Annotated in this window: 10 protein-coding genes; 8 read left to right on the top strand and 2 right to left on the bottom strand. The window is 71.2% G+C overall.

The window, feature by feature from the left end:
* Nucleotides 1-131: 131 nt before the first annotated feature.
* The 4 genes from OG246_RS05955 to OG246_RS05940 are packed head-to-tail and all read left to right on the top strand — an operon-like array spanning nucleotide 132 to nucleotide 5,477.
* Nucleotides 132-893: a redox-sensing transcriptional repressor Rex gene (locus tag OG246_RS05955; RefSeq protein WP_266456864.1), complete on the top strand. Its 762-nt coding sequence runs from the start codon at nucleotides 132-134 to the stop codon at nucleotides 891-893.
* Nucleotides 890-2,782, top strand: coding sequence for a glutamyl-tRNA reductase (locus tag OG246_RS05950; RefSeq protein ID WP_266456862.1), 1,893 nt, complete (start codon nucleotides 890-892; stop codon nucleotides 2,780-2,782). The genes OG246_RS05955 and OG246_RS05950 overlap by 4 nt, the downstream gene beginning before the upstream one ends.
* Nucleotides 2,779-3,738 carry a hydroxymethylbilane synthase gene (hemC, locus tag OG246_RS05945; RefSeq protein ID WP_266456860.1) on the top strand — a complete coding sequence of 320 codons (960 nt, stop codon included), beginning with the start codon at nucleotides 2,779-2,781 and terminating at the stop codon, nucleotides 3,736-3,738. The genes OG246_RS05950 and hemC overlap by 4 nt, the downstream gene beginning before the upstream one ends.
* Entirely contained in the window at nucleotides 3,735-5,477 is a 1,743-nt protein-coding gene (locus OG246_RS05940) for a bifunctional uroporphyrinogen-III C-methyltransferase/uroporphyrinogen-III synthase (protein WP_266456859.1), read from the top strand. Before hemC ends, OG246_RS05940 begins: the two co-directional genes overlap by 4 nt.
* Nucleotides 5,478-5,535: 58 nt before the next feature.
* On the opposite strand, the gene OG246_RS05935 is transcribed toward OG246_RS05940, so the two are convergent.
* Entirely contained in the window at nucleotides 5,536-6,945 is a 1,410-nt protein-coding gene (locus tag OG246_RS05935) for an FAD-binding oxidoreductase (protein ID WP_266456856.1), read from the bottom strand.
* 468 nt (nucleotides 6,946-7,413) lie between these two features.
* On the opposite strand from OG246_RS05935, the gene hemB reads away from it, so the two are divergent.
* Nucleotides 7,414-8,406, top strand: a complete 993-nt coding sequence (hemB, locus tag OG246_RS05930; protein WP_266456849.1) for a porphobilinogen synthase — start codon at nucleotides 7,414-7,416, stop codon at nucleotides 8,404-8,406.
* A gap of 145 nt (nucleotides 8,407-8,551) precedes the next feature.
* The gene (locus OG246_RS05925; RefSeq protein WP_266456846.1) at nucleotides 8,552-9,778 is read left to right on the top strand and encodes a PLP-dependent aminotransferase family protein; all 1,227 of its coding nucleotides are present in this window, start codon (nucleotides 8,552-8,554) and stop codon (nucleotides 9,776-9,778) included.
* 10 nt (nucleotides 9,779-9,788) lie between these two features.
* Here the strand turns inward: OG246_RS05925 and OG246_RS05920 are convergent, their stop codons facing one another.
* A complete protein-coding gene (locus OG246_RS05920; protein ID WP_266456843.1) occupies nucleotides 9,789-10,496 on the bottom strand; it encodes a DUF4232 domain-containing protein in 708 nt (235 codons plus the stop codon).
* Between the two features lie 227 nt (nucleotides 10,497-10,723).
* Between OG246_RS05920 and OG246_RS05915 the strand changes: the two genes are divergently transcribed.
* Both OG246_RS05915 and OG246_RS05910 read left to right on the top strand, forming a co-directional pair.
* A complete protein-coding gene (locus OG246_RS05915) occupies nucleotides 10,724-12,001 on the top strand; it encodes a helix-turn-helix transcriptional regulator (RefSeq protein WP_266456840.1) in 1,278 nt (425 codons plus the stop codon).
* Between the two features lie 130 nt (nucleotides 12,002-12,131).
* Entirely contained in the window at nucleotides 12,132-13,034 is a 903-nt protein-coding gene (locus OG246_RS05910; RefSeq protein WP_266456837.1) for an SAM-dependent methyltransferase, read from the top strand.
* Nucleotides 13,035-13,046 lie beyond the last annotated feature (12 nt).

Below are 13,046 nucleotides of genomic sequence, written 5' to 3'. Positions count from 1 at the left end.
CCCCGGTCACGTTGGCCGGGCAAATCGGACACCATCTTTGTGCACGCGTTCACAAAGACATAGCCTGCATTCGACGGGGCGGTCTAGGTAAGTGTGACCGCCTGCAGCCCCGCGCTACCCGCAGGAGCACCGTGGCAACTGGCCGAACTCACCGACCGGCGACCCGCAGCCGAGGGATTCCCGAGGCCACCGTCGCCCGTCTTCCGCTGTACCTCCGCGCCCTCACCGCACTGTCGGAGCGCTCGGTACCCACGGTCTCCTCCGAGGAGCTCGCGGCCGCCGCGGGGGTCAACTCCGCGAAGCTGCGCAAGGATTTCTCCTACCTCGGCTCCTACGGGACGCGTGGTGTGGGGTACGACGTCGAGTATCTCGTGTACCAGATCTCCCGCGAGCTGGGCCTGACCCAGGACTGGCCGGTCGTGATCGTCGGTATCGGTAACCTCGGCGCCGCGCTGGCCAACTACGGCGGGTTCGCCTCCCGTGGGTTCAGGGTCGCCGCGCTGATCGACGCCGATCCCGAGATGTCGGGCAAGCAGGTCGCCGGGATCGCCGTGCAGCACAGCGACGGCCTCGAGAAGATCATCGACGAGAACGGCGTCTCCATCGGCGTCATCACGACCCCGCCGGGCGTCGCCCAGGCAGTGTGCGACCGGCTCGTCGCCGCCGGGGTCACCTCCATCCTCAACTTCGCGCCGACCGTCCTGACCGTCCCGGACGGTGTCGACGTACGCAAGGTCGATCTCTCCATCGAGCTGCAGATCCTCGCCTTCCACGAGCAGCGCAAGGCCGGCGAGGAGGCCGAGGCGCAGGCCGCGGCCGCCGTGCACCCGGCCGCTCAGGAGAACTCCGGCAAAGGACCTGACGGGGACGTCCCCGCCGTGATGCCGGCATGAGTCTCCTCGTCGTGGGGCTGAGTCACCGCAGCGCTCCGGTCAGCGTCCTGGAGCGGGCCGCGCTGTCCGCGGACGCGCAGGTCAAGCTGTTGCAGGACACCCTCGCCGCCGAACCGGCCACCGAGGCCGCGGTGCTCGCGACCTGCAACCGGATCGAGCTGTACGCCGACGTGGACAAGTTCCACGCGGGCGTCGCCGAGCTGTCCACGCTGCTCGCCCAGCACAGCGGGGTCGGGCTCGAGGAGCTCACGCCTCACCTGTACGTGCATTACGAGGACCGGGCCGTCCACCATCTGTTCTCCGTGGCCTGCGGCCTCGACTCGATGGTCGTGGGCGAGGGGCAGATCCTCGGCCAGATCAAGGACGCCCTCGCGACCGGGCAGGAACTGCACAGCGCCGGCCGGCTGCTGAACGACCTGTTCCAGCAGGCCCTGCGGGTCGGCAAGCGCGCCCACTCCGAGACCGGCATCGACCGTGCGGGCCAGTCCCTGGTCACCTTCGGCCTGGAGCAGCTGGCATCCGGCGCTCCGGTCGACGCCTGGCTCAAGGGCAAGCGGGCGCTGGTCCTCGGCGCCGGCTCCATGTCCTCGCTGGCCGCCGCGACGCTCGCGCGCGCCGGGGTCGCCGAGATCGTCGTCGCCAACCGCACCCTCGACCGTGCCGAGCGTCTCGCCGAGATCCTCACCGACAGCGACGAAACGGACGTGCTGGCCCGCGCGGTACCGATCGACTCGGTGCCGGTCGAGCTGACACGTGCCGACATCGCCATCTCCTGTACGGGTGCGACGGGTCTCGTCCTGTCGGCCGACTCCGTCGCCGCCGCGATCGAGGGGCGTACGGCTCCGGTCGCGGACTCCCGCCGCACGGCTCCGGGCGCAGGATCCGGTCGTACGGCCGCCTCCGCCGGCGTACGGGACGGCCTTGCGCCGACCAGCGTCGGAAGCGAAGAGGGCTGCCCGCTCGACCTGTCCGCCGTGCAGGGAACCGCCGGCTTCTCGGTCCTCGGCGAGGCGGCGGTGGCCGGAATGGCCGCGGCCGAGCTGGAACAGCACGCGGCATGGGTGGACAAGGGGACGGGGCGCGCCGCAGGATCCGGTCGCACGGCCGCCCTCGCCGGCTCGCCCGAGACCGCGGCCGCAGCCGAGCAGGCGCAGGGCCTGGACACCACCGGCTTCGCCGGGGCGCCGGACGCGGCGGGTGCCATTGCCGCCGTCCCGCAGGGAGCCACCGCCGCGACCTTCGGAGTCGCGCTCGACGCCGAACTCATCACCGCGCTCGCCGCCACCGCGGCCACCGTCGGCCGGGTTCCCGAGCGCCGCAAGCCCGAGCCCGTCGCCGAGGCCCCCCGGCCCGCTCCCGTGCTCGCACTCCTCGACCTGGCGATGCCCCGCGACATCGACGCGGCCGTGCACCGGCTGCTCGGGGTGCGGCTCGTCGACATCGAGTCGCTCGCCGATGCCTCCGCGGATGCGCCGATGGCCGCCGATGTGGACCAGGTGAAACGGATCGTCTCCGACGAGGTGGCCGCCTTCGGCGCCGCCCTGCGGGCCGCGCACATCACCCCCACCGTGGTGGCGCTGCGGACCATGGCCGCCGATGTCGTCGCGAACGAGATCGCTCGCCTTGACGGGCGGCTGCCCGGCCTCGACGAGAAGCAGCGCGGGGAGATCACCCAGACCGTGCGGCGCGTGGTGGACAAGCTGCTGCACGCGCCGACCGTACGGGTCAAGCAGCTCGCCGCCGAACCTGGCGGCGCCGGGTACGCGGACGCGCTGCGGACCCTGTTCGACCTGGACCCCGAGACGGTTGCCTCCGTCTCACGGGCCGAGGACAGCAATACCGATACCACCGAGAACGCCGAGAGCGCCGAGAACCGAGGGCGAGCATGAGTGAGCAGGCTTTGAGACTGGGGACCAGGCGAAGCAAACTCGCCATGGCCCAGTCCGGGCAGGTGGCGGACGCCGTAAGGCAGGTGACCGGACGGCCAGTCGAGCTCGTTGAGATCACGACGTACGGCGACACCTCCCGCGAGAACCTCGCGCAGATCGGCGGCACGGGGGTGTTCGTGACCGCGCTGCGCGACGCACTCCTCGCCGGAGACATCGACTTCGCCGTGCACTCCCTCAAGGATCTGCCGACCGGCCAGCCCGAGGCACTCGCGCTGGCCGCCGTACCGCTGCGTGAGGACCCGCGTGACGTGCTCGTCGCCCGCGACGGGCTCATCTTCGAGCAGCTGCCGAACGGGGCCCGCGTCGGCACCGGTTCGCCGCGCCGCATGGCCCAGTTGAACGCGTACGCGCGCAATCACGGGATGACGATCGAGACGGTCGCGATCCGGGGGAACGTCGACACCCGGATCGGATACGTGCACAAGGGCGAACTGGACGCCGTCGTGCTCGCCGCCGCCGGACTCAGCCGCCTCGGTCGCATCGAGGAAGTGACGGACTTCCTGTCCGTCGACACTGTTTTGCCCGCCCCCGGCCAGGGGGCACTGGCGATCGAGTGTGCCGCGGACAACGCGGACCTCGTCGCAGCGCTCGGCGAACTCGACGACCCGCTCACCCGGGCCGCCGTGACCGCCGAACGGTCCCTGCTCGCCGCCCTGGAGGCCGGCTGCAGCGCACCTGTGGGTGCACTCGCCGACCTGCTGGCCGACGGGCAGATTGTCAAGGAAATGCGCCTGCGCGGCGTCGTCGGCACGACCGACGGCTCGACGCTGGTGCAGTTGTCCACCACCGGTCCCGTGCCCGAGACGTACGACCAAGCAATGGCGCTCGGCCGTGAACTCGCTGCCGAGATGCTTGCCAAGGGCGCGGCCGGTCTGATGGGGGAGCGAGCACTTTGAGCCCCACCAACCTTCCCGCCGGTCCGGACCACGGGCACGTCACCTTCCTTGGTGCCGGACCCGGGGATCCGGGACTACTGACACTGCGCGCCGTAGAGGCGCTGGCGAACGCGGATGTTCTCGTCGCCGAGCACGAGGTGCTCGACGTCGTCCGCGCACACGCCAGACCAGGCGTCGCCGTACTGAATACGGATACCGAAACTGGTACAGGTAGTAATGCGTCGCCCGTGGGCACGCCTTCATCCGTGAGCGCGTACTCGGGTACGGGCACGCCTCAGCTAACGGTTGTTGACGGTTCGTCAACAACCGTTGGTGACCCCGTGTTGAGGGACGCTGCCAATCTTGTCATGACGGCCGCACGGGGCGGCAAGCGGGTCGTGCGTGCGGTGTCCGGGGACCCCGGACTAGATACGTACGCCGCCGAGGAAATGCTCGCCTGCGTCGCCGCGGGTATTCCGTTCGAGGTCGTACCCGGTATCGCGGCCGCCGTCGGTGTGCCCGCGTACGCGGGTGTGCCGCTGCGGGACGCGCAGGGTGCGGACGTGCGGTTCGTCGACGCGCGGACGGCCTCCGACCGGTGCTGGACCGAGGTCGGTGCATCGGACGGGACGGTCGTCGTCTCCTCGACGCTCGACTCGGTCGGTGCGGCGGCGGGTGAGCTGGTGGCCGCGGGCCGAAAGCCCGATACGCCGATGACCGTCACCATCGCCGGTACGACGACGCGTCAGCGGACCTGGGCTGCCACCCTCGGCACCATCGCGCAGACGCTGAAGCAGGCGAAGGTGCTGCCCTCCCCGGAGGGTCACCGCCCGGTGATAGCCGTGGTCGGTGAGCGTTCCGCCGCCGCCCAGCGCGACCAGTTGTCGTGGTTCGAGTCCAAGCCGCTGTTCGGCTGGAAGGTCCTCGTACCGCGTACGAAGGAGCAGGCGGTGTCGCTCTCCGACCAACTGCGGTCGTACGGGGCCGTGCCGCACGAGGTGCCGACGATCGCCGTCGAGCCGCCGCGGACGCCTCAGCAGATGGAGCGTGCGGTCAAGGGGCTTGTCACCGGCCGTTATGAGTGGATCGCCTTCACGTCGGTGAACGCCGTGAAGGCGGTGCGGGAGAAGTTCGAGGAGTACGGGCTCGACGCGCGCGCATTCGCCGGCATCAAGGTGGCGGCGGTGGGCGAGCAGACCGCGAAGGCGCTGGTCGCCTTCGGTGTGAAGCCGGATCTGGTGCCGAGCGGTGAGCAGTCCGCCGCCGGGTTGCTGGAGGACTGGCCGCCGTACGACCCGGTGTTCGACCCGATCGACCGGGTGTTCCTGCCGCGGGCCGACATCGCCACCGAGACGCTGGTCGCCGGGCTGATCGAGCTGGGCTGGGAGGTCGACGACGTCACGGCCTACCGGACCGTGCGTGCCTCGCCGCCGCCGGTCGAGACGCGTGAGGCCATCAAGGGCGGCGGCTTCGACGCCGTGCTCTTCACCTCGTCCTCCACCGTGCGGAACCTGGTGGGCATCGCGGGCAAGCCGCACAACGTGACGGTGATCGCCTGTATCGGGCCCGCCACCGCCAAGACGGCCGAGGAGCACGGCCTCCGGGTCGATGTGATGGCTCCCGAGCCGTCCGCGCTCAAGCTGGCCGAGGCGCTCGCGGACTTCGGTCTGCGGCGCCGTGCGGCGGCCACGGAGGCGGGGGATCCCGTCACCAGGCCGAGCGAGCGGCGGCCGGGGTCGCGGCGGCGGCGTACGACGTAGGTGCCATTGCGTCAGGGGACTCCCGTAGCTGCTTGTGCGGCTGCGGGAGTCACTGCGTTTACGCGGTCGCGGGAGTCACCGCGTGGCCGAAGCGCAGGAGGTTCGCCGGGTCGTAGGTGGCCTTGGCGGCGCGTAGGCGGGTGTAGACCTCGGGGGTCCAGGCGCGGGCGCGGTCGGCCTCGTCGCCCGGGGCGCCATGGATGTTGACCATGGTCCTGCCCGTGCCGTACGGGGCCATCGCGGCGTTCAGTGCGACCGTGGCCGTCTCGACCGCCGCGGCGGCCTCCGGTCCCGCCAGCACACCGACCGTCTCCAGCAGGTACCCCGCGTCGCGGGCGCACACCGCGTCCTCGACGGCGGCCGGGCGTGCCAGCTCGCCGCCCATGTGGCGCAACTCGACGAGCAGCAGCGGGTAGTCGGCGGGGGCCGCCGGGCCCGCATGGTCCAGGAAGGTCCGTACGGCGTCGGGGGTCAGGTCGCGCATCAGGGCGCACGACTCCCTCGCGGGGAGCGGGTCCTGCGGCTCCGCGTACACCTGGTCCACGGCCGTGTAGTCCATCTCCGCCACCGTGTCGACCACCACCGGCGCCGCCTCGCGGATCGGCGCGAGCAGGCGCTCGCCCTCAGCCGGGTCGCCGGTCCAGATCGCCGCGACCCGGGCCCAGAAGCCGCCGCGCAGCGGTTCGGGGATCTGCGGCAGCGGGGGGAGGCGCAGGATCGAGAAGGCCGAGCACATCTGCGGGGGCAGGGTGGGGGTCCACGCCGTGTAGGCGTTCAGCAGGGCCTCCGCGTGTTCGCCGGGGCAGTAGATTCCGCCGCCTAGGACGCGGGAGAGTGGGAGCAGGTCGCAGACCAGTTCCGTCACCACACCGACGTTGCCCTTGCCGCCGCGCAGGGCCCAGAAGAGTTCCGGTTCGTGGTCGGCGTCCGCCTCGATGAGGGTTCCGTCGGGTGTCACGACCTGGAACGAGCGGACGTGGTCCGCCGCGTAGCCGTACGCCCGGCCGAGCACCGGGAGTCCGCCGCCCAGCGTGTAGCCGATGACGCCGACGTCCGTCGACGAGCCGTTGAGCGCGGCGAACCCGTGCGGTGCGGCCGCCTCCAGGACGTGGCGCCACTTCGCTCCTGCGGCGACCGTCGCGGTGCGCGCGGTCGCGTCGATCCGTACGTCCGTCATGCGCGAGGTGTTGATCAACAGGCCGTTCTCGACGGGGAAGTTCGCACCGTGGCCGGTGGCCTGTACGGCGACGGGGGTGCCGGTGGCGGTCGCCCAGCGCATCGCGGCCACGACGTCGTCGGTACCGGTCGCGCAGACGACCAGCTCAGGGGTGTGGAGGGCGGCCAGGTTGAAGCCGGTGACTTCGGCGGCGTAGTCCGGGTCGCCGGGGCGCAGCACAGGGCCGCGGATGTCGGAGAGGGCGAAGAGATCGGGGGTGGCGTGGGGGTGGTGCGGGGCGGGGGCGGTCATCGCGTCCTCCTTGAGCGCGGGCCGGGCGGGCGGGCCGGGCGGGGTGCGCGGGGGAGGGACGGCGGCGGGTCTGGCCTGACGCCGGCGTCGGTGCCTGCGGGGTCCTGGTTGCGGCCCGTCGTTGGGGGCCTTGTTTCCAGCATGGACCTGTGGTGGTCGGCTCGCATGCGGGGGTGTCGGGGGTGTAGGTGGGGGCTGATGCTGGGTGGGTGGGTCGGGGGCGTGCCGGTACGTCCGCCCGTCGCCGCCGGATCAGACGTTGGCCGGGCAGGGAAGCGTCCGGTGACGCGGGCGTACGCGACGGGCTTTGGACGTACCGGCACGCCCCCTCCCGCCGGTGGGCCGCTGCGGGGCCTCCGGGGTGGTGGGGGGTGGGGGTCGGCCCAGGCTTCCGGGTCACACTTGGGAGGTGTTCGCGCCGACGTCGCGTCGGCAAAGGGGGTGTGGGGGCGGGCGTAGCGTATGTGTATGACGACGTACGGATCCTTCCCCGGTACGCGGCCGCGGCGTCTGCGGACCAGCCCCGCCATGCGGCGCATGGTCGCCGAGACCCGGCTGCATCCCGCTGACTTCATCCTTCCGGCCTTTGTGCGCGAGGGCATCGGCGAGCCCGTGCCGATCGCGGCGATGCCTGGCGTCGTGCAGCACACCCGGGACAGCCTGAAGAAGGCGGCCGCGGACGCGGTGGCGGCCGGGGTCTCCGGGATCATGCTCTTCGGAGTGCCGGAGGAGTCCAAGAAGGACGCGGTCGGTACGCCCGGCACCGATCCCGACGGGATCCTCCAGGTGGCGTTGCGCGATGTGCGTGCCGAGGTCGGTGACGAGCTCCTTGTGATGTCCGACCTGTGCCTGGACGAGACCACCGACCACGGTCACTGCGGTGTGCTCGACGCCGAGGGCCGTGTCGACAACGACGCCACGCTCGAGCGGTACGCCGAGATGGCGCAGGTGCAGGCCGACGCGGGCGCGCACGTGGTCGGGCCGAGCGGGATGATGGACGGCCAGATCGGCGTCGTCCGTGACGCCCTCGACCAGATCGGCCGCGAGGACGTCTCGATCCTCGCCTACACCGCCAAGTACTCCTCCGCCTTCTACGGCCCGTTCCGGGAGGCCGTGGGCTCGTCCCTGAAGGGCGACCGCAAGACGTACCAGCAGGACCCGGCGAACGCCCGGGAAGCCATGCGGGAGCTGGCGCTCGACCTCGAAGAGGGCGCCGACATGGTGATGGTGAAGCCGGCGGGACCGTACCTCGACATCCTCGCGCGGGTTGCGGACGCCGTGGATGTGCCGGTGGCCGCGTACCAGATCTCCGGCGAGTACTCGATGATCGAGGCCGCCGCCGAGAAGGGCTGGATCGACCGCGACAGGGCCATTCTGGAGACGCTGACGGGGATCAAGCGGGCCGGGGCGCGGAACATCCTCACGTACTGGGCGACCGAGGTCGCGCAGAAGCTGCGCTGAGGCGGGCAACACTGAGGCGGCCAATGCCGAGGGGCCTCTTGGTCCCGCCCGGTGGCGCGTCCGTATCCCGGAAACCCGCTTGTAGACGGCACGTACATCCCTAGGCTGCGGCAGGAGTCGCTGTCGCAGCCGAAGGAGCCGAGTCATGACCCTCGTCGAGCCCGCGCCCACCCGTGCCCCCGTGCCGCCGCTCGCCGCGCGGGCCCGTTCGATCGGCGGTTCGCCGGTACGGGACATCCTCGCCGTCACCGCGCGGCCCGAGGTGATCAACTTCGCGGGCGGGCTGCCGGCGCCGGAACTCTTCGACGTCGACGGGATCGCCGCCGCGTACCGGGCGGTCCTCGCCGAGTCGCCCGCACAGGCGCTGCAGTACTCCACGACGGAGGGCGAGCCGGAGCTGCGGGCCGCGCTCGCCGCGCGGACATCGGCACGCGGGCTGGCCACCGGCCCCGACGACCTGCTCGTCACCACCGGCTCCCAGCAGGCCCTTTCCCTGCTCGCCACCGCGCTGATCGAACCCGGGGACACGGTCCTCGTCGAGAACCCCTGCTACCTGGCGGCCCTCCAGGTCTTCGGCTTCGCGGGCGCGCGGGTGGTGGCCGTACCGGGGGACGGACACGGTGTCGATCCCGAGGCGCTGGAGGAACTGGTGGTGCGCGAACGCCCCAAACTGCTCTACACCGTGCCCACCTTCCAGAACCCGACGGGCCGCACCCTGCCCAGGGAGCGGCGGGCCGCCGTCGCCGCGGTCGCCGCCCGGCACGGGCTGTGGATCGTCGAGGACGACCCGTACGGCGAGCTCCGCTTCGAGGGCGAGCACGTGCCGTGGATCGCGTCGTACCCGGGCGCCGAGGACCGTACGGTCCTCCTCGGCTCCTTCTCCAAAGTCATGGCACCCGGCATGCGGCTCGGCTGGCTGCGCGCCCCGGCCGAGCTGCGCCGCGCGTGCGCCGTGGCCAAACAGGCCGCCGACCTGCACACCCCGACCGTCAACCAGCTCGCCGCGGCCCGCTACCTCGCGGACAGTGACCTCGACGGGCACGTCACGCGGGTCGCGGCGGTCTACCGCGAGCGCCGGGACGCCATGCTCGCCGGCCTCGCCGAGGCCCTCCCCGAAGGCTCGCACTGGGACCGGCCCGAGGGCGGAATGTTCCTCTGGGCACGGCTTCCGGAGACGTACGACACCACGGCACTGCTGCCCGCAGTGGTGCGGCAGGAGGTGGCGTACGTCCCCGGTGCGCCGTTCTACGCGGCCGAGCCCGATCGGTCGACGCTGCGGCTGTGCTTCGTGACGCAGACGCCGGAGGAGATCGGGGAGGGGCTGCGGCGGTTGGGGGTGGGGATGGGCGTGGGGCCGGCGCTCGGCCGGTGAGCCCTCCGAGTCACCAGGTGAGGGCGTCGGCCATGGTCGACTGCCAGTACGAGACGCTGATCGAGTCGTCTACGTACACGCCCTTCGCGGGGAGCGACGGGTGGGCCGCGTCTCCCGTGCTGTTGTTGAGGAGGACCTCGAGGGACTTGGCCGTGTAGCCGTTGGAGCCGCTGCCGTCCGCTGCCGACAGGAGCACGCTCGCGTAGCCCGACTCACCCGGGGCCAGCGTGACCACCGCCTGCGGCTTGGAGTCCTCGAAGGCCGGCGGGACCGACTGGGCCTCGCCGAAGCGGACGGCCGGGTAGCCGATGAGGTTGCAGTTCCCCGCGCCCGTGTTGGTGACGGTGAGGAGCACGTGGTTCAGGGGGCGGGAGACCTCTGTGGCGGTGGTTCGGGTGGTGGTGCTGGAGCAGCGGGTGGAGGTGGGGGCGGAGTCGTTCGAACCCGTGGAGCCGGTGGAGTTCGTGGAGCCCGTGGTGCCCGTGGTGCCCGTCGTGTCGTTGGCGGCCTGGCCGGCTCCCGTGGATGTTCCCTCGTTCGTCTTGTCCGACGGGGACGACGTGGTGGCGGACGTGTTGGGTGACTCCGTGGACGCGGTCACCTTCGACGCGCCCTCCTCGCGGACGCCCCCTCCGTCGTTGCACGCCGCCAGCGTCAGTGTGGCGAACGTGATCGCGGCTGCGGCGAGCATGCGGTTACGGGTGGTGCGTGCGGACATGGCTGATCCCCCTGTTGTGGAACGGGTGTTGATGCAGGCCGCTCGACCGGGTGCCGGGAGCGGCGTGCTTTGATGGCCACAGCTTGTGCGGTGATCCGTCCCAGCCGCCACAGCTGCCGGAGTTTCCGGGACGCTGGAACGCTCAAAGTGCCTCTGACCTGGTGGAACGATGTTCCCCTGGAACGCGGATCTGGGACGTGGGGAAGTGAGGAACGGTGGCGGGGGACGTGGCGGGGGACGAATTCTCGGAGCTCCTGGGACAGCTGAAGCAGCGGTCCGGGCTCAGCTATGGAGTGCTGGGGAAGCGGCTCCACATGAGTGCGTCCACGCTTCACCGGTACGTCAACGGGGACGCCGTACCGACGGATTACGCACCCGTGGAACGGTTCGCCCGGGTGTGCAAGGCGACCCCCGATGAGCTGGTGGAGCTGCATCGGCGGTGGGTGCTGGCGGATGCGCGGCGGGGGCAGAAGGGGGTCCCTTCGGGGACGGGGGCGGTGACGGAGGGGCCAACAGCATTGGCGCCGGAATCGTCGGCTGCGTCCGAGCCGGAGGACGCACCTGAGGTCGAGCGGGGGTCTGTACCGGAGCCTTTGGTGAAGCGGCGTCGGCGTACCGTCGTGCTCTCCGGTGCCGCCGTGGTCGCCGCCCTTGTGTCCGCGGCCCTCGTCGTGAACCTTGTGCCCGGCGAGGACGACGGTCAGGGCAGGAAGCAGCCTGTGGGTGCTGCCGCGCCGTCAGGTGTCAGCAGCCCTGTTGTCACCGCGTCGGCCGACGGGAAGCATGCCCCGGCCTCGCCGTCCGCCTCGCGCAGTGCCAGTCCTACGAGTCCTGCAAGTCCTACGGTGTCCGCGTCGGTGAGTGGTGGGGCCGCTGAGGTCGTGGCCGGCGCCACCGCGCCCGCGGTCGCCACCAACCCGTACAAGTGGGACGGCCCGTGCAGCCAGCACTACCTGGTGAACCAGAAGGCAGAGTATGTGCCCCCGCCGCCGAGCGAGTCGGAGGCGCGTGGGTGGGTGACCGCGCTCGGCGGTGTCGCCGCCGGGGAGCAGATGGTCGCGCTGACCGTGCAGGGCACCGGGGAGGCCACCGTCGTACTCGACGCACTGCATGTGCGCGTGGTGACGAAGAGTGCGCCGCTCGCCTGGAACGACTTCGCGATGGGCATCGGTTGCGGCGGCGGCGTGGAGACGAAGTCGTTCGCCGTGGACCTGGACGCCGGAAGCCCCGCGGTCGCGGCCAAGGCGGGGCAGCGCGACTTCCCGTACAAGGTCAGTGAGTCCGACCCCGAGGTCTTCTACGTGTTCGCGGACTCGAAGGCCCACGACGTGAGTTGGTACCTGGAGCTCGACTGGTCCAGCGGGACGAAGAAGGGCACGTTGCGCATCGACGACAACGGCAAGCCGTTCCGGACGAGCGGGAACGTGGGGCGGCCCGCGTACGCGTATCCGCTGGGCGACTCCGAGTGGTGGAGGGACGAGTACGAGCCCAACATCAAGGGCTGAGGCCGGCGGGGCGATCAAGGGCTGACACGGGCTGAGGCTTACGGCCCCGGATCGGGTTCCGGCCCTATCAAGTCCCCCTGGGAGTTAGGTTGTTGCCCGTTGAATGACGCGACTCTCCAGGGAGGGCCTTATGCCCGGTGACGCTCTCGGCCAGGACCCCGACGAGTTGAGAAGGAGGATCGACACCAGCAAGGCGCACCCCGCGCGCGTCTACGACGTCTTCCTCGGCGGCAAGGACAACTACGAGGTCGACCGAGCCGCCGCCGCTGCCGCCCTCGCCGCCAATCCGCGCGGCTACCTCGACGTCCGGCACAACCGCGACTTCCTGCGGCGCGCCGTGACCACGCTGGCCCGGGAAGAGGGCATCCGCCAGTTCCTGGACATCGGCACCGGGCTGCCGACGCAGGAGAACGTCCACCAGATCGCCCAGCGGATCATCCCGGACTCGCGGGTCGTGTACGTCGACAACGACCCGGTGGTTCTCGCTCATGCGCGCGCTCTGCTCACCAGCGGGCCCGAGGGCCTCACGGACTACATCGACGCCGACCTGAAGCAGCCCGCGCAGATCCTCGAAGAGGCCGCCAAGACCCTCGACTTCGACCGGCCGATCGCACTCGAACTCGTGGCGATCCTGCACTTCGTCGAGGACGCGGAGGCCTACCCGATCGTGCGCGAGCTCGTCGACGCGCTGCCGTCCGGAAGCCGGCTCGTCCTCAGCCACCTCACCGAGGACCTCAACCCCGAGAACGTCCGCGCGGTCCAACGGACGTACACCGAGCGCGGATTCACCTTCGTGCTGCGCTCCAGGGCGGAGGTCGAGCGCTTCTTCACCGAGAGCGGCCTGGAACTCGACGACCCCGGCGTCGTCCCCGCCCACCACTGGCGCCCCGACGGCGCCGCCCCGCTCCCCGAACGGGCCGATCCCGCCTACCTCGCCACCCTCGACGACATCGAGAAGGTCCGCTACCGCGACATCAACGACGTCACGGACGCGGACATCAATGTGTACGTGGCGACGGGGCGGAAGGCTTAGCGGGTGGGGTGC

This window comes from Streptomyces sp. NBC_00620 (assembly GCF_026341825.1).
Taxonomy (GTDB): Bacteria; Actinomycetota; Actinomycetes; order Streptomycetales; family Streptomycetaceae; genus Streptomyces.
The sequence above is the reverse complement of the archived record's forward strand: the minus strand, read 5'-3'. Positions and strand labels throughout refer to the sequence as shown.